Annotated in this window: 1 protein-coding gene; it reads left to right on the top strand. The window is 45.3% G+C overall.

Translation table 11 applies throughout. The annotated features are described in order from the left end of the window. Window positions 1-367: 367 nt before the first annotated feature. A partial coding sequence (locus tag C7K08_RS14370) for a hypothetical protein (RefSeq protein WP_423218704.1) occupies window positions 368-1,134 on the top strand: 767 nt, incomplete at its 3' end.

Consider the following 1,134-nt stretch of genomic DNA (forward strand, 5'->3'; position numbering starts at 1 on the left):
GGTTTGACGATCCCAACTGCTGATGGTGATCTGCTTCATTACTCAGCAGTGGCATCAGAACCATTGGAATCCACGTCAAAGGCACCTGCTGCAGAGGTTGCTGCTAGTTGCTGCCTCAGAAGAGCAGCAGCACTGGCAGGTCTAGGGTTGGAGTTATGGTGGTAAATGCCAGCAAAGGATTAAGAAAACTACCTAGTGCGCTGCAATAAAACGCTGAAAACAATTGCCATTACTGGTTTATGCAATATTTTCAATAACCTGACGAAATGCTTAAAAACGAATAGATTATAAAGAGATATAGATGCCACAGGCGTTCTGCCTCCTGGTACGCGCCGTTTGACTGCCGTTTCTTGAGGGTTTGGGTTTTATGGCATTTGCAAAACCCAATACAACTCTGAGCCCGCTGCTGAACCAGTGGAAAAATCTGTTGCAGCAATGGGCAAAGGGTGGTTCTTTAGCAACTGCTGCGCAAGAAGCACTGCTGCTGAGTGGCATTCCAGAAGGGTTGCAAATACTGATCAGTGAATGGGAGGCAGCTAATYTCAAGAGTTTGCCTGAAGTTGAACTGCTATCAGCTGTAGATATCAGTGGCGCAATGGGCGCTTATGCAATCAGCACTGGCAAGATTTATYTAAATGAAAACTGGCTATATGGTGCAAGAAATGCAGATGTTTTTGCTGTGCTCACGGAGGAGCTGGGGCATCACTTAGATGGGCTATTAAATGCAGTAGATACTCCTGGGGATGAAGGTGCCTTATTTGCAGCGCTGTTAACAAGTAATTTTAATGTTAGCGATAGTAAAAAAGAGTCACTACAGGCAAAAGCTGATCATGGCATTGCAATCCTATTTGGCAGTGAGGTTGCAGTGGAGCAAGCAGACCTGCCCCAGATTTCCGTTGTTGCAACCGCAAACGGAAAAGAAACTGATGGCAGCCCGGTTGTATTTACATTTAATCGCACAGGATCAACAGCTGCAGCACTGAGCATTAATTATCAGYTATTTGGAACAGCAMAAGCAGGTAGTGATTACACMGGWAATACAAGCGGCAGTGTTTCTTTTGCAGCAGGCAGTGCTAYTGCAATACTTTTATTACCTGCATTAGCTGATGGGGCATTGATTGATCCTGGTGAAAT

It is taken from the genome of Synechococcus lacustris str. Tous (assembly GCF_003011125.1).
Classification (GTDB): domain Bacteria; phylum Cyanobacteriota; class Cyanobacteriia; order PCC-6307; family Cyanobiaceae; genus Synechococcus_D; species Synechococcus_D lacustris.